The following is a 14,814-nucleotide window of genomic DNA, read 5'->3' on the forward strand; positions in this document are numbered from 1 at the left end:
GAATGGATTGACCAACATCGGAGGAGGCACAGCCATGTCAGGACCTCGCCCCGTACGGGCCTCGCGCGGTACCGCACTCAGCACCCTGGGATGGCAGCAGGAGGCCGCGCTGCGGATGCTCCAGAACAACCTCGACCCCGAGGTCGCCGAGCACCCCGACAAGCTCGTCGTCTACGGCGGCACCGGCAAGGCCGCCCGCGACTGGCGCTCGTACGACGCCATGGTCCGCACCCTCCAGACCCTCAAGCAGGACGAGACGATGCTCGTCCAGTCCGGCCGCCCGGTCGGCGTCATGCAGACCCACGAGTGGGCGCCGCGCGTCCTGCTCGCCAACTCCAACCTCGTCGGCGACTGGGCCAACTGGGAGGAGTTCCGCCGCCTGGAGAACCTCGGCCTGACCATGTACGGCCAGATGACGGCCGGTTCGTGGATCTACATCGGCACCCAGGGCATCCTCCAGGGCACCTACGAGACCTTCGCCGCCGTCGCCGCCAAGAAGTTTGGCGGCACCCTCGCCGGCACCATCACCCTCACCGCCGGCCTCGGCGGCATGGGCGGCGCCCAGCCGCTGGCCGTGACGATGAACGACGGCGTCGCGATCTGCATCGACGTCGACCCGCGCGCCATCGACCGCCGCATCGAGCACCGTTTCCTGGACGTCAAGGCCGACAACCTCCGCCACGCCCTCCAGCTGGCCGTCGAGGCCCGCGACGCCCGCAAGCCGCTCTCCATCGGCCTCCTCGGCAACGCCGCCGACCTGCTCCCGCAGATGCTCGCCGAGGGCGCGCCGATCGACATCGTCACCGACCAGACGAGCGCCCACGACCCGCTCGCCTACCTCCCCGTCGGCGTCGACTTCGACGACATGGCCTCCTACGCGGCCAAGGACCCGGCGGGCTTCACCACCCGCGCCCGCGAGTCCATGGCCACGCACGTCGAGGCCATGGTCGGCTTCATGGACGCGGGCGCCGAGGTCTTCGACTACGGCAACTCCATCCGCGGCGAGGCCCAGCTGGCCGGCTACGAACGCGCCTTCGCCTTCCCCGGCTTCGTCCCCGCCTACATCCGGCCGCTGTTCTGCGAGGGCAAGGGCCCCTTCCGCTGGGCGGCCCTGTCCGGCGAGGCCTCCGACATCCACAAGACCGACAAGGCGATGCTGGAGCTCTTCCCGGAGGCCGATTCTCCTCAGAACGCCTCCCTGCACCGCTGGATCAAGATGGCCGGCGAGCGCGTCCACTTCCAGGGCCTGCCCGCCCGCATCTGCTGGCTCGGCTACGGCGAGCGCGACAGGGCCGGCGAGCGCTTCAACGACATGGTCGCGAGCGGCGAACTGGCCGCCCCGCTGGTCATCGGCCGCGACCACCTCGACTGCGGCTCGGTGGCCTCCCCGTACCGAGAGACCGAGGCCATGCTCGACGGCTCCGACGCCATCGCCGACTGGCCGCTCCTCAACGCCATGGTCAACGTCGCCTCCGGCGCCTCCTGGGTCTCCATCCACCACGGCGGCGGCGTCGGCATGGGCCGCTCCATCCACGCCGGCCAGGTCACCGTCGCCGACGGCACCCCGCTCGCCGGCGAGAAGATCCGCCGCGTCCTCACCAACGACCCGGGCATGGGCGTCATCCGCCACGTCGACGCCGGCTACGACATCGCCGAGACCGTCGCCGACGAGCGCGATGTCCGCATCCCCATGCGCGAGGGTGACGACGCGTGAGCGAGGCCTCCACCTTCCACGGCATGTGGGCGCAGCTCGCGCCCGTCGGCCGGCACGCCGGCAGCGGCGGCTACCGCCGCTACGCCTGGACCGGCGCCGACGCCGACTGCCGGACCTGGTTCCAGGAGCAGGCCGAGGCGCGCGGGCTGGCGTACGAGACCGACCGCAACGGCAACCAGTGGGCCTGGCTCGGTGACCCCCTCGCCGGGGACGCCGTCGTCACCGGCTCCCACCTGGACTCCGTCCCCGACGGCGGGGCCTTCGACGGCCCCCTCGGGGTGGTGTCCTCCTTCGCTGCCCTGGACGAACTCCGCAGGAGGGGAGCGGAGTTCGCCAGGCCTCTGGCCATCACCAACTTCGGCGACGAGGAAGGGGCCCGCTTCGGCCTCGCCTGCGTCGGCTCCCGGCTCGCCGCCGGGCAGCTGACCAAGGAGAAGGCGTACGAGCTGCGCGACGCCGACGGGATCAGCCTCCCCCAGGCCATGGAGGCCGCCGGGTACGACCCCGACGCCATCGGGGCCGACCCCGAACGCCTCGGCCGGATCGGCGCGTTCGTCGAACTCCACGTGGAGCAGGGACGCGCCCTGGACCTGTCCGGCGACCGGGTCGGGATCGCCTCCGCGATCTGGCCGCACGGCCGCTGGCGGTTCGACTTCCGCGGCGAGGCCAACCACGCCGGCACCACCCGCCTCGTGGACCGCCGCGACCCGATGCTCACGTACGCGGCGACCGTGCTGGCCGCCCGGACCGAAGCGGCCCTCGCCGGGGCCGTCGCCACCTTCGGGAAGATCGCCGTCGAGCCCAACGGGGTCAACGCCATCCCCTCGCTGGTGCGCGGCTGGCTCGACTCCCGCGCCGCCGACCAGGCGACCCTGGACACCGTCGTCACCGCCATCGAGAAGGCCGCCCGCGAGCGCGCCGACCAGGACGGCACCGACCTCGCCGTCATCCGGGAGTCCTTCACCCCGGTCGTCGAGTTCGAACACGCCCTGCGCGACGAGATGAACCGGATCCTGGGCGGGTCCGTGCCCGTCCTCGGCACCGGGGCGGGACACGACGCCGGAATCCTCTCCGCGGCCGTCCCGACCGCGATGCTGTTCGTACGGAACCCGACCGGCGTCTCCCACTCCCCGCGGGAGTTCGCCGCCGAGGACGACTGCGTGGCCGGAGTCCTCGCCCTCGCCGACGTACTGGAAGGCCTCGCATGCCGCTCGACCCGCACGCCGTGACGACGTACTGGCTGGAGCACGCCTGGCTCGGCACCCACGTCGAGCCGGGCGTCGCCCTCGACGTGACGGCCGACGGCCGCGTCGCCGCCCTGCGCACCGGGGCGGCGACGCCCCCGCCCGGCGCGGAGGTGCTGCGCGGCCTCACCCTCCCGGGTCTGGCCAACGCGCACTCCCACGCCTTCCACCGGGCGCTGCGCGGAACGGTCCAGGTCGGCTCGGGCACCTTCTGGACCTGGCGAGACTTCATGTACAAGGCCGCCCAGAGGCTCACCCCCGACACCTACTTCGCGCTCGGACGCGCGGTGTACGCCGAGATGGCGCTGGCCGGCATCACGAACGTCGGCGAGTTCCACTACGTCCACCACGCCCCCGGAGGCGTCCCCTACTCCGATCCGAACGCCATGGGTGAAGCCCTCATCGAAGCCGCCGCCGCGGCCGGCATCCGGATCACCCTGCTTGACACGGCGTACCTGGCGGCGGGCTTCGGCGACGCTCCCAACCAGCACCAGCTGCGGTTCTCCGACGGCACCGCAGACGCCTGGGCCGAGCGGGCCTCCGCCCTGAAGCCCCGCGGGCACGCCCTGATCGGCGCCGCGATCCACTCGGTGCGCGCCGTGCCCGCCGACCAGCTGGCCACCGTCGCCCGCTGGGCCGAGGAGCGCCGGGCGCCCCTGCACGTCCACCTCTCGGAGCAGACCGCCGAGAACGACGCGTGCCGGGCCGCCCACGGGCGTACGCCGACCCAGCTGCTCGCCGACCACGGGGTGCTCGGCCCGCGCACCACCGGCGTCCACAACACGCACCTCACCGACGCCGACATCGCCCTCCTCGGCGCCGCCACCACCGGCACCTGCATGTGCCCCACCACCGAACGCGACCTCGCCGACGGCATCGGCCCGGCCGTCCGCCTCCAGCACGCGGGCAGCCCGCTGTCTCTGGGCAGCGACAGCCACGCCGTGATCGACCTGCTCGAAGAGGCCCGCGCGATGGAGCTGAACGAGCGCCTCAGCAGCCGCACCCGCGGCCACTGGACGGCGAACGCCCTGCTCACCGCCGCCACCGAGGACGGGCACGCGGCCCTCGGCCGGCCCGACGCCGGCCGGCTGGAGGCGGGCGCGCCCGCGGACTTCACCACCATCGCCCTGGACTCCGTACGGACGGCGGGCACCCTGCCCCGCCTCGGCGCCGAGACCGCCGTCTTCGCGGCCACGGCCGCCGACGTCCGCCACACGGTGGTCGGCGGCCGCCACATCGTCCGCGACGGCCACCACACCCTGGTCGAGGACGTCCCGTCCGCCCTGGCCGACGCCATCGCGGCACTGCGCGCCTGACCAGCCGAAAATCAGCCCCGCCGGCGTGTGAGGCGCTAGGTCTGGGGCGGAGCCCCAGGCAACCCCCGAGAGGAATCATGACCACCACCGTCATCACCCACATCGGCAGCCTCGTCACCAACGACCCCGCCGTCGGCGACGGTTCCCCCCTCGGGCTGATCCGGGACGCGGCCGTCGTCATCGAGGACGACAAGATCGCCTGGGTCGGCCCCGCCGGCAAGGCCCCCGCCGCGGACGAGACGTACGACGCGCAGGACCGCGCCGTCATTCCCGGCTTCGTCGACTCCCACTCGCACCTGGTCTTCGCGGGCGACCGAACCGCCGAGTTCAACGCCCGCATGTCCGGGCGTGGTTACTCGGCCGGCGGCATCCGCACCACCGTCGCCGCGACCCGCGCCGCCACCGACGCCGAACTGGAGGCCAACCTGCTGCGCCACCTCCACGAGGCCCGCCGCCAGGGCACCACCACCTTCGAGACCAAGTCCGGCTACGGCCTCACCGTCGCCGACGAGGCCCGCGCCCTGCGGATCGCCGCCGCGCACACCGAGGAGGTCACCTACCTCGGCGCTCACATCGTCTCCCCCGACTACGCCGACGACCCGGCCGGCTACGTCGACCTCGTCACCGGCGACATGCTGGCCGCCTGCGCCCCGTACGCCCGCTGGGTGGACGTCTTCTGCGAGAAGGGTGCCTTCGACGGGGACCAGGCGCGCGCGATCCTCACCGCCGGCGCCGCCGCCGGGCTGATCCCGCGCATCCACGCCAACCAGCTCGGCCACGGACCCGGCGTACAGCTCGCCGTGGAGCTCGAAGCCGCCTCCGCCGACCACTGCACCCACCTCACCGACGCGGACGTCGACGCCCTCGGCCAGGCCGCGGCCACGACGGTGGCCACCCTGCTGCCCGGAGCCGAGTTCTCCACCCGCGCCCAGTGGCCCGACGCGCGCCGGCTGATCGGCGCGGGCGCGACCGTGGCCCTGTCCACGGACTGCAACCCCGGTTCCTCCTACACGAGTTCCATGCCGTTCTGCATCGCGCTCGCCGTACGGGACATGCGGATGACCCCCGACGAGGCCCTCTGGTCCGCCACGGCGGGCGGCGCCCGTGCCCTGCGCCGCACCGACGTCGGCACGCTCACCCCCGGCGCCCGCGCCGACCTGGCGCTCCTGGACGCGCCCAGCCACGTGCACCTGGCGTACCGCCCGGGCGTCCCGCTCGTCTCGGCCGTCTGGCAGCGCGGGGTCCGCGCGCACTGACGGTGCCGGAGGCGGGCGGGCGGTCGGGCAGCCGGCTCCGGGGCCGGCCGGCTCCGGGGGACCGGCCCGAGCCGCCCGAGCCGCCCGGCGGCCCCGGACGGCCGTGCCGGAGCCCGTCGGCCGCCCCCGGACCGGCCGAAACCGCACGGCCGAAAGCCCGTTGATCCGGGCCGTCCTGTGTCTTCCCTCCGTAAGGCCCCCGGCGTACCTTGAGCCACCAATCTGATGTGCCGTCAGTAACTTGTGGCCGAGGGGAAGACGATCGTGTCCGACCGGAAACGCTCCACCGCGCTCGCGCTGGCCTCCGCGCTGGCCGGATCGGCGGTACTGCTGGCCGCCCCCGCGGCCCGTGCGGCCGTCGTCGACGTGGCCTACGACTGCAAGACCCCCATCGGGGACAAGTCGGCCGTGTCGCCCATCGACATCAAGGCGGTCAAGGAGGGCGACGCCTACAAACTGACGATGTCCTTCCAGAAGGGCGTCTCGTCCAGCCCCATCGAACTCGGCAAGGGCGCGATGACGCCCAGCGCGGTCATCCTCGTCGACGGCGCCGAGAAGGTGTCCGTGCCGGTCGCCGGCCCGCCCAACGCCGAGGCGGCGCCCGCCGACACCCCCATCAAGATCAGCGACCTCTCGGGCACCTACACGCCCGGGAAGAGCGGCAAGGTCACCTTCACCGCCGGCGTCCTCACCATCAAGGCGATGGGCACCACCACCACCTGCACCCCCGGAAACAGCCCCGGGCCCTCCCTGGACCTGGAGGTCACCGCCCCCGCCGGGAGCGCCCCCCAGTCCGGCGGCGGGAGCGGCGGGAGCGGCGAGGACACCCTGCCGCAGACCGGGCCCACCGACTCCGCCCTCGCCCTCGGCACCCTCGGCGCCACCGTGCTGCTCTCCGGCGCCGCCGGCGTGCTCTGGCTGACCCGGCGCGGCCAGCGGGCCCGGTCCTGAACGGAGCACCCCGGCCATGTCCGTGCTCCACACCCCCGGGAGGACCGCCCGCCTCGGCGCGGCCCTCCTCACCGCCGCCGCCCTGTACGCGGGCTCCGCGCACCCGGCCGCCGCCGACGAGCCCGGCTGGACCGCCGAGCCCGCCGCCGGGAGCGCCGCCCGTCCCGGCGCCGCGCGCCCGTACTTCTACCTCTCCGGCACCCCCGGCACCGTGCTCGAGGACCGCCTCGCCCTCGCCAACACCACCGACCGGGAACTCACCGTCACCCTGCGCGGGGCCGATGCCTACAACACCGCCGACGGCGCCTTCGCCGTGCGCCCCGCCCGGGAGTCGGCCGGAGCCGGGTCCTGGATCAGCTTCGGCGCGGGCTCGACGGTGAAGGTTCCGCCGCGCACCCGCGCGGTCGTCCCCTTCACCGTCACCGTGCCGCCCGCCTCCCCGCCCGGGGACCACCCCGCGGCCGTGGTCGCCGCCGAGGGGGGCCGCGAGGCGGGCGTACGGCTGCACCTGCGCGTCAGCGGCCCGGCCCTGGCCGCCCTCACCGTCGAGGACGTCTCCGTGCGCGGTCGCGGCGCGGCCGCGGAAGTCGCGTACGCCCTGGTCAACCGGGGGAACGTGGCCCTCGCCCCCGAGCTGTCCCTGCGCGCCGAGGGCCGCTTCGGCGAGGTCCCCGGCCGCACCGCCCGCGCCCTCCCGCTGGAACTGCTCCCGGGACAGCGGGTCGAGCTGACCGAACCCTGGCCCGGCGCCCCCGCCTTCGACCGGGTCCGCCTCACCCTGACCGCCACCGCGCCCGGCGGCGCCCGGGCCACGGCGGAGGCCTCGGCGTGGTTCGTGCCCTGGCGGGTGGCCGGCTGGACGGGAGCCGGGCTCCTCCTCCTCGGCGGGACCGCGCTGGCCGCGCTGCTCCTCGTACGCGGCCGGCGGACCCGCCCGGAGCCGCCCAAGGACGAGGCCCCCGCGGCCGCACCGCACCCCGCGCCGGAACACGAACTGACGGGAGCCTCCAGGTGAGCGCCATGGTCGCCCGCACGCCCGGCGCCGGAGCACGGCTCGCGGCCCTCCTCGCCGCGGCGCTGGCGGCCTGTGTCCTCGCGCTGCTGCCCACGGCCCCGGCCGCGGCCGACGAGGGCAGGCCCGCGGTGGCGCTCTCGCTCCAGGACGCCGCGAAGGGCACCGAGATCACCGTCACCGGCACCGGCTGGCGGCCCAAGACGATGGTGATGCTGCTGGTCTGCGGCCAGAACATGATCGGCGGCACCAACAGCTGCGCCAACGCCGACGGCGCGGCCGTCGCGGTCGCCGACGACGGCCGCTTCGCCGCCCAGCTGCCGGTCGTGGCCCCGCCCAAGCCCTGCCCCTGCGTCGTGAACGTCACCTCCGTCAACGGGGACCAGTCCACCGTCGCGGCCCCCCTGAAGATCACCGACCACCCGGTCGCCGAGCTGCCCGCCGCGTCCGGCACGGCCCGTCTCGCGATGCTCACCGGGGTCAGGCTGGAGGGCGAGGACGGGGTGCTGACCTGGTTCGGCTCCCCGCCGTCGCGGAAGTTCGAGGTCACCGTCGGCAACCTCGGCACCGCCCCGGTCAAGGACCCGGTCTTCCAGCTCGGCATCGCCCACGGGGTCTTCGCGCCCCTGTGGGAGGAGGCCCGCTGGAAGGGCACCATCCCGCCGGGCGGAAAGGCGGAGATCGCCCTGGACGTCGCCCTCACCGCGGGCGCGTACGGGGACTACACGATCTCCCTCAAGTACGGGGAGACGGTGGTGGCCGCCCAGCCCTGGGGCGTGGACCGCCCGTACGGCGTCCTGCTCTTCTGGGGCCTGCTCCTGGTGGTGGTTCCGGCCGCTGTCTTCCGCGTCGGCATGGCCGTCGTCGACAAGGTCCGGCCGCGCGCCGCGCCCGCCGGCGGACGCCACCGCGGCGCCGGGACCACCGACGCGGCCGCGGCCGTGACGGCCCGGCTGCCCCGGGTGCCCCGGCTGGCGTCCGTACGCGGACCCGCGCGGGCGGACCGTACGGAACCGGCGCCCCCACCCCCACAGACCACCACGGCGGTCCTGCCGTGGTTCACCCCGGACAGCGCGCCGGAGACAGCACCACAGACGTCCGCACCGTCTGAGAACCGTTCGACGACGAAGGGACATTCGTGAAGACCCAACGGAGGGTAAGCGCGGCCGCGGTCGCGCTGCTGCTCGGCGGCGCGGGCATCGCCCTGGCGGCTTCTCCCGCCCTGGCGGCCGAGACCACGTACAAGGTCAAGTGCATTCCGCCGGCCGGCGGTGGCAGCCCCGTGGAGGGCGACACCACGGCCAAGATCACGGCTCCGGCCACCGCCAAGGTCGGTGACGAGGTCGACGTGGTCTGGGAGACCGTCAAGCCCGCCTCGAACAACACCGACCTGATGGTGATTCCGAAGGACTCCGTCCTGCCCACCGGCTGGATCGCGGTCGGCGGCGGGATGGGCGAGCTCAAGGTCGTCGGGGAGAAGAAGAACCCGGAGATAGCCAAGAAGGCCCCCATGGTGATGTCCGCCATGAAGGGCAAGCTGAAGCTCACCAAGGCCGGAAAGATCACCCTGAGCCCCGGCAAGTACGACGTCGCCGTGACGTTCTCCATCGGCACGTTCGTCACCAAGTGCGCGCCGACGGGCGAGGCCGGCGTCGGGGCGACCATCGACGTGTCGGCCGGCTCCAGCGGCGGCGCGACGAACGGGGGCGCCACCAACGGCGGCGCGACGAACGGAGGAGCCACCAACGGGGGAGCCGCCAACGGCGGCACCACCGCCGGGGGCGGCGGCCAGACCGACTTCCCGGGCAAGGCCGTCGACGTGAAGTTCGACTGCGGCGAGACGGTCCCCGGCGGCATCACCACCCCGGTCACCGTCAACGCCAAGAAGAACGGCGGCGGCTACGACCTGACGGTCAAGACGGCCAAGGACGCGATGAAGGCCCCGGTGCCCCTGCCCAAGGGCGCGCTCAAGCCGTCGATGCAGATCAAGCTCGGCGGCGCCGACAGCGGCGCGGTCAAGGTCACCGGCCCGGCCAACGCCGAGCCGATCGGCCAGGGCGCGGGAGTCAGCCTCAGCGACATGACGGGCACCTACAAGCCCGGCAAGACGGGCAAGGTCACCCTCAGCCCGTCCGACATGACGATCGAGGTCACGATGGTCGCGGGCTCCACCCCGCTCAGCGTGCCCTGCAAGGCGGCCACCAGCGCCGTCTCGCTGGAGCTGGACACCACCGCCCAGCAGGGCGGCTCCGGCGGTCCGTCCACCACGGGCGGTTCCGGCAGCGCCACCACCACCTCGGGCGGCCTCGCCGAGACCGGCGCGGAGGACGAGGGCGGCATCAAGGCCCTGGCCCTGGTCGCCGGCACGGTGGTGCTGCTCGGCGGCGCGGTCTTCACCTTCACCCCGTGGCGCCGCCTGCGCGGCACCCGGTAGAACCGGTCACGGCAAGGGAACGGCCCGGCACACCTTCCGGTGTGCCGGGCCGTTCGTCCCACGGGGCGGGGAGGGGTCAGTTCACGTCGCCCATCAGCGCGTTGACCTTCTTGCGGTACATGTAGATCGCGACACCGGCGAGCACGGCGGCGGCCGCCTGGAAGAGGATCACCCCGACGCCGTTCAGCTTCACGTCGGCCAGGCTGAGCAGACCGGTGATGCAGTCACCGGCGGTGACGGCCAGGAACCAGACGCCCATCATCTGGGAGGCGTACTTCTGCGGAGCCATCTTCGTCGTGACCGACAGGCCGACCGGTGAAAGGAACAGCTCGGCGATCGTGTGCATCAGGAAGATCAGCACCAGCCACCACATGGTGACCTTGGTGTCGTTGCCCGCGACCTGGCTCAGCGGCACGGCGAAGACGAAGAACGAGGCGCCGACGATGACCAGGGCGATCGAGAACTTCACGATGGTGCTGGGCTCGCGGTTGCGGCGGGCCAGGGCCACCCACACGGCGGCGAAGATCGGGGCCAGGGCCACGACGAAGAGCGGGTTCAGCGACTGGAAGACGACGGTCGGAACCTCCCAGCCGAGCAGGTTGCGCTCGGAGCTCTTGTCACCGAACAGCGAGAGGGTCGAACCGCCCTGGTCGTAGATCATCCAGAAGACGGCAGCGGCCACGAAGAACCAGATGTAGGCGCTCATCCGGGTCTGCTCACCGGCGGAGAGGTCCTTGTCCCGCTTGATGCGCACGAGCACCGCGACCGGGATGATCAGACCGGCGATCGTGATCGGGTACAGCGCCCACTTGATGGTGAACATGTCCGCCGCGACCACGGCGCCGTAGAAGACGGCGACGGCGGCCAGGACGGCGAGGGCCTTGACGATCACGGTCTTGCGCTCGGCGGGGGACAGCGGGTTCGGGACGATGCTGCTCTTCGGGCTCAGGGTCTTGCCGGCCAGCAGGAAGATGACCAGGCCGACGCCCATGCCGATGGCGGCGAGGAAGAAGCCGAGGTGCCAGTTGACGGTCTCGCCGATGGTGCCGATGGCGAGCGGCGCTGCGAAGGCACCCACGTTGATGCCGATGTAGAAGATCGTGAAGCCACTGTCACGGCGCGAGTCGTCCGCGTCCTTGTACAGGTGGCCGACCATCGTGGAGATGTTGGCCTTCAGCAGACCGGAGCCGATCGCGACCAGCAGCAGGCCGACGAAGAACGCCAGCTGGCCGGGCACAGCGAGCGCCACGTGGCCCGCCATGATCACCAAGCTGGCGATGGCGACCGTCTTGCGGGCGCCCCAGACGCGGTCACCGAACCAGCCGCCGGGCAGGGCCATGAGGTAGACCATGGCCACGTACACGGAGTAGATCGCCGTGGCCGTCGCCGCCGTGAAGCCGAGCCCGCCGCCCTGGCTTCCGGTCGCGGCGTCCACACCGCCGGAGACCAGGTACAGGACGAGAAGCGCACGCATGCCGTAGTAGGAGAACCGCTCCCACATCTCGGTCATGAACAGCGTGGCCAGGCCGATCGGGTGGCCGAGGACGGTCTTCTCGTGAGCGGGGCTCGGTGAGGCCGTCGTCAGGCTGGAAGCCATGGTCGATCCTTGCTTGCTCGGGACGCTGGGCCTCGTGAGCCCGGTAGCGCCCGGTGGGGGTGGCCGGCACCGGCGGCCGGAGTTCCGCCCCACGCCTCGGGGTCCGCACCCGGAGGGGGAGCGGTGGAACGTCCGTCGCCGGGATCCACGCCCGTCGCGCACCATCGCGCGCAGGGCCCGGCCCACAGGTCATTCACTGTCATCGCACCGGACAGGGCGGCCCGTCGCGTCGGTGCGTGAGGACAGCCAAACCGGCCCGAACAGAATCGAAGACCTCCGGCGCGCTTTTCGGCACAAAGGTCCCCTGAGTAGTGCATCAGGCGTCTCGCCACCATACGACACGACACTGCGGCATATGGAAGGACTTGAGATATGGATCACAGGATTCCGGGGAACCGCCTGACCGTATTCGAAGGTCATCGGCCCTTCGTATGCCCAGTTCCACAGGGGTACGCCGGCAGGCCCCAGCGTGGACTTCCTGCGGACTACCATCACCCACATGACGCGTGTACTGCTCGCCGAGGACGACGCATCCATCTCGGAGCCCCTGGCTCGCGCCCTGCGCCGGGAGGGGTACGAGGTCGAGGTCCGGGAGGACGGCCCCACCGCCCTGGACGCGGGACTGCAGGGCGGCATCGACCTCGTCGTCCTCGACCTCGGCCTGCCGGGCATGGACGGCCTGGAGGTCGCCCGCCGGCTGCGCGCCGGGGGCCACGGCTTCCCGATCCTCGTGCTCACCGCCCGCGCGGACGAGGTCGACACGGTCGTCGGCCTGGACGCGGGCGCCGACGACTACGTGACCAAGCCCTTCCGGCTGGCCGAGCTCCTCGCCCGGGTACGGGCCCTGCTCCGGCGCGGCGCCACCGAGGCGAGCCAGCCCCCCGCCACCCACGGCGTCCGGATCGACGTCGAGTCGCACCGCGCCTGGATGGGGGAGGAGGAGCTCCAGCTGACGGCCAAGGAGTTCGACCTGCTGCGCGTCCTGGTCCGGGACGCCGGACGGGTCGTCACCCGCGACCAGCTGATGCGCGAGGTCTGGGACACCACCTGGTGGTCCTCCACCAAGACCCTCGACATGCACATCTCCTGGCTGCGCAAGAAGCTCGGCGACGACGCCGCCAATCCGCGCTACATCGCCACCGTCCGCGGCGTCGGCTTCCGCTTCGAGAAGAGCTGATCCTCCCTCCTGGGGCATGCTCTAGGGCATGCGCCGCCGCCTGATCAACTCCACGCTCGCCGTGGTGCTCGTCGTCATCGCCGTCTTCGGCGTCTCCCTGGTCATCGTGGAGACCCGCACCATCAGCAGCAGCGCCCAGGACCGGATCGAGTCCGATGCGCTGAGGCTGGTGGGCGTCGTGGAGTCCGACGTCCTGGAGAAGAAGCCGGTGGACACCGCCGCGCTCGCCGAACTGCTCGAGAACGGCAAGTACGCCCGGATCACCATCCCCGGGCAGCCGGCCGTCGAGGTGGGCGACCGCATCGACGAATCCGTGATCCGGGGCACCGCGCGCGGCGAGCAGGGCGAGGTCGTCGTCGTGGAGGAGGCCCGCTCCACGGTCACCCGGGAGGTCGTGCGGACCCTGGCCGTGGTCGGCGCGGTGGCCCTGCTGGCGGTCGTGGCGGCCGTACTCCTCGCCGTACGGCAGGCGAACCGGCTGGCCTCCCCCCTCACCGACCTCGCCGAGACGGCGGAGCGCCTCGGATCCGGCGACCCGCGCCCCCGGCACAAGCGGTACGGGGTGCCCGAGCTGGACCGGGTCGCCGACGTACTGGACTCCAGCGCCGAGCGGATCGGCCGCATGCTGACCGCCGAGCGGCGCCTGGCCGCAGACGCCTCCCACCAGCTGCGCACCCCGCTCACCGCCCTGTCCATGCGGCTGGAGGAGATCACGGTCACCGACGACCTGGAGACCGTAAGGGAGGAGGCGACGATCGCCCTGACCCAGGTCGAGCGGCTCACGGACGTGGTGCAGCGGCTGCTCACGAACTCGCGGGACCCGCGGACCGGCTCGGCGGTCCCCTTCGACCTGGACGAGGTCGTCAAGCAGCAGGAAGAGGAGTGGCGCCCCGCCTACCGCAGCGCCGGCCGGGCCATCGTCCGCTCCGGCAAGCAGGGCGTACGGGCCGTCGGCACCCCCGGCGCCGTCTCGCAGGTGCTGGCCACCCTCGTGGAGAACGCCCTGATGCACGGCGGCGGCACCGTCGCCCTGCGGACCCGGGTGATCGGCAACCAGGCGGTGCTGGAGGTCACGGACGAGGGGCCGGGGGTGCCCCCCGACCTCGGGAACCGGATCTTCGAGCGGGCCATCAGCGGCCGCAACTCCACCGGCATCGGCCTCGCCGTCGCCCGGGACCTCGCGGAGGCGGACGGCGGCCGCCTGGAACTGCTCCAGGCGCAGCCGCCGGTGTTCGCGCTGTTCCTCAGCCGGACGGCCCCGGAGCGGGCCGACCCGGAGACCACGGTCCGCTAGCGGGCGTACGGGCGTACGGGCGTACGGCCCTACGGGCGCAGAGGCGTGCGCGGCGGGCTAGGAGTTCGCGGGCGCCCGCTGCTCGGGGACCGGCCCCGGGGAGGTGCCGGTACGCGGCCGGGCCGCGGGCTGCGCCGCGGGCTGCGCGGCGGGCCCGGGCGCGGGCTCCGGTGCGGCCGGCGCCTCGGGCAGGGCCTTGAAGACCCACGTCCGGTACGACCAGAAGCGGAAGACGGTGGCCGTCCCGATGCCGACGAACTTGAACACGTTGCTCGCCACCGGTCCGTCCCAGCCGAACCCGTACGTGGCGGCGTACAGCACGCCGTTCTCGATCACCAGGCCGATCGCGCTGAAGGCGGCGAACAGCGTCAGCTCGCGCGTCCGGCCGCTCTGCGCGCGGTCCCGGTAGGCGAAGTACCGGAAACCGAGGTAGTTCGTGGCGATGGCCACGACGGTGGCTATCACGCTCGCGCGCACCACCTGGAGGTCGGTCGTGTGCCGGATCAGGTTGAAGACACCCAGATTGACCAGCACACCCAGACCGCCGACCGCCCCGAACTTCGCGACCTCCCGTACGAGGTCGCGTACGCGTTCGAGGACGGATCCGTTCCCCGGCGTGCTCATCTGATGGTTCAGTCCCTGTCGGTCACCGCCCCGCGCGGGGCGTCCGGTTCTCTGCGTCGGCTCTTCCCGCCGACCCGGCCATGTTAAGTGTCGCCCCCGTACTCCGTCTGTGCCTTCGGGCACCGTGCGACGCACGGCACACCGGCCGGTCCGGACCGGGGGCGCGCGGATGCGGGTCCCGATGGCCGAATACCG

12 protein-coding genes are annotated in these 14,814 nt (G+C 73.0%); 10 read left to right on the forward strand and 2 right to left on the reverse strand.

Going from position 1 to position 14,814, the window contains the following annotated elements:
• The first annotated feature begins 34 nt into the window (after positions 1-34).
• The 8 genes from hutU (at position 35) to OTB16_RS21035 (ending at position 9,927) form a co-directional block, all read left to right on the forward strand.
• The gene (gene hutU, locus OTB16_RS21000; protein ID WP_267721845.1) at positions 35-1,714 is read left to right on the forward strand and encodes a urocanate hydratase; all 1,680 of its coding nucleotides are present in this window, start codon (positions 35-37) and stop codon (positions 1,712-1,714) included.
• Between the two features lie 23 nt (positions 1,715-1,737).
• Positions 1,738-2,943: an allantoate amidohydrolase gene (locus OTB16_RS21005; protein ID WP_267721974.1), complete on the forward strand. Its 1,206-nt coding sequence runs from the start codon at positions 1,738-1,740 to the stop codon at positions 2,941-2,943.
• Positions 2,919-4,274 (forward strand): formimidoylglutamate deiminase, encoded by a 1,356-nt coding sequence (locus OTB16_RS21010; protein ID WP_267721847.1) that lies wholly within the window; start codon positions 2,919-2,921, stop codon positions 4,272-4,274. The genes OTB16_RS21005 and OTB16_RS21010 overlap by 25 nt, the downstream gene beginning before the upstream one ends.
• A 77-nt stretch (positions 4,275-4,351) precedes the next feature.
• On the forward strand, positions 4,352-5,530 hold the full coding sequence (gene hutI, locus OTB16_RS21015; protein WP_267721848.1) for an imidazolonepropionase: 1,179 nt from the start codon (positions 4,352-4,354) through the stop codon (positions 5,528-5,530).
• 264 nt (positions 5,531-5,794) lie between these two features.
• Positions 5,795-6,481: an LPXTG cell wall anchor domain-containing protein gene (locus OTB16_RS21020; RefSeq protein ID WP_267721850.1), complete on the forward strand. Its 687-nt coding sequence runs from the start codon at positions 5,795-5,797 to the stop codon at positions 6,479-6,481.
• Positions 6,482-6,497: 16 nt separating this feature from the next.
• Positions 6,498-7,496, forward strand: coding sequence for a hypothetical protein (locus tag OTB16_RS21025; protein ID WP_267721852.1), 999 nt, complete (start codon positions 6,498-6,500; stop codon positions 7,494-7,496).
• Between the two features lie 5 nt (positions 7,497-7,501).
• The gene (locus OTB16_RS21030; RefSeq protein ID WP_267721976.1) at positions 7,502-8,635 is read left to right on the forward strand and encodes a neocarzinostatin apoprotein domain-containing protein; all 1,134 of its coding nucleotides are present in this window, start codon (positions 7,502-7,504) and stop codon (positions 8,633-8,635) included.
• Positions 8,632-9,927: a hypothetical protein gene (locus tag OTB16_RS21035; RefSeq protein ID WP_267721854.1), complete on the forward strand. Its 1,296-nt coding sequence runs from the start codon at positions 8,632-8,634 to the stop codon at positions 9,925-9,927. The genes OTB16_RS21030 and OTB16_RS21035 overlap by 4 nt, the downstream gene beginning before the upstream one ends.
• A 76-nt stretch (positions 9,928-10,003) precedes the next feature.
• On the opposite strand, the gene OTB16_RS21040 is transcribed toward OTB16_RS21035, so the two are convergent.
• On the reverse strand, positions 10,004-11,524 hold the full coding sequence (locus OTB16_RS21040; RefSeq protein WP_267721855.1) for a peptide MFS transporter: 1,521 nt from the start codon (positions 11,522-11,524) through the stop codon (positions 10,004-10,006).
• 499 nt (positions 11,525-12,023) lie between these two features.
• On the opposite strand from OTB16_RS21040, the gene OTB16_RS21045 reads away from it, so the two are divergent.
• Positions 12,024-12,701: a response regulator transcription factor gene (locus OTB16_RS21045; RefSeq protein WP_267721856.1), complete on the forward strand. Its 678-nt coding sequence runs from the start codon at positions 12,024-12,026 to the stop codon at positions 12,699-12,701.
• A 28-nt stretch (positions 12,702-12,729) separates the two neighbouring features.
• Complete coding sequence (locus OTB16_RS21050) at positions 12,730-13,995, forward strand: ATP-binding protein (RefSeq protein WP_267721857.1); 1,266 nt, start codon at positions 12,730-12,732, stop codon at positions 13,993-13,995.
• A gap of 57 nt (positions 13,996-14,052) precedes the next feature.
• Here the strand turns inward: OTB16_RS21050 and OTB16_RS21055 are convergent, their stop codons facing one another.
• Positions 14,053-14,619 (reverse strand): GtrA family protein, encoded by a 567-nt coding sequence (locus OTB16_RS21055; RefSeq protein WP_267721859.1) that lies wholly within the window; start codon positions 14,617-14,619, stop codon positions 14,053-14,055.
• Positions 14,620-14,814: the final 195 nt, after the last annotated feature.

Origin of the sequence: Streptomyces antarcticus (genome assembly GCF_026627255.1) — a bacterium.
Classification (GTDB): domain Bacteria; phylum Actinomycetota; class Actinomycetes; order Streptomycetales; family Streptomycetaceae; genus Streptomyces; species Streptomyces antarcticus.

Excerpts from the sequence above, each read along its gene's own strand:
- hutU (WP_267721845.1), top strand. The coding sequence starts at position 35 with ATGTCAGGACCTCGCCCCGTACGGGCCTCGCGCGGTACCGCACTCAGC.
- OTB16_RS21005 (WP_267721974.1), top strand. The coding sequence starts at position 1,738 with ATGTGGGCGCAGCTCGCGCCCGTCGGCCGGCACGCCGGCAGCGGCGGC.
- OTB16_RS21010 (WP_267721847.1), top strand. The coding sequence starts at position 2,919 with ATGCCGCTCGACCCGCACGCCGTGACGACGTACTGGCTGGAGCACGCC.
- hutI (WP_267721848.1), top strand. The coding sequence starts at position 4,352 with ATGACCACCACCGTCATCACCCACATCGGCAGCCTCGTCACCAACGAC.
- OTB16_RS21025 (WP_267721852.1), top strand. The coding sequence starts at position 6,498 with ATGTCCGTGCTCCACACCCCCGGGAGGACCGCCCGCCTCGGCGCGGCC.
- OTB16_RS21030 (WP_267721976.1), top strand. The coding sequence starts at position 7,502 with ATGGTCGCCCGCACGCCCGGCGCCGGAGCACGGCTCGCGGCCCTCCTC.
- OTB16_RS21040 (WP_267721855.1), bottom strand. The coding sequence starts at position 11,524 with ATGGCTTCCAGCCTGACGACGGCCTCACCGAGCCCCGCTCACGAGAAG.
- OTB16_RS21045 (WP_267721856.1), top strand. The coding sequence starts at position 12,024 with ATGACGCGTGTACTGCTCGCCGAGGACGACGCATCCATCTCGGAGCCC.
- OTB16_RS21050 (WP_267721857.1), top strand. The coding sequence starts at position 12,730 with ATGCGCCGCCGCCTGATCAACTCCACGCTCGCCGTGGTGCTCGTCGTC.
- OTB16_RS21055 (WP_267721859.1), bottom strand. The coding sequence starts at position 14,619 with ATGAGCACGCCGGGGAACGGATCCGTCCTCGAACGCGTACGCGACCTC.